Origin of the sequence: Pseudoalteromonas sp. S3178 (assembly GCF_005886985.1) — a bacterium.
GTDB classification, from domain to species: Bacteria; Pseudomonadota; Gammaproteobacteria; order Enterobacterales; family Alteromonadaceae; genus Pseudoalteromonas; species Pseudoalteromonas carrageenovora.
In genome coordinates, this window is the sequence record NZ_PNCW01000240.1 from 1 (window position 1) to 202 (window position 202).

At 47.0% G+C, this 202-nt stretch carries 1 protein-coding gene; it reads right to left on the reverse strand.

The features are described 5' to 3' along the window. Positions 1 to 202: hypothetical protein (locus CWC11_RS20780; RefSeq protein WP_138684174.1), on the reverse strand; the 202-nt coding region annotated here is incomplete at both ends.

Consider the following 202-nt stretch of genomic DNA (forward strand, 5'->3'; position numbering starts at 1 on the left):
TTTTCCCTAAAAGCAACTTCCCCTTCTTGGCGGTCACTTAATAATCTGGCTGTGATATGTTCGGCATCATTTTGGCCATCAACATCAATGAGGCCACCCCAATTATCAACCAATTCTTGCTGTGCGAGCACTCGGCTAAATCCAGTTAACGAAGCGGACATCACCGCGGTAAGTTGCTCGCTATTAACGAGGCTAGCGTTAC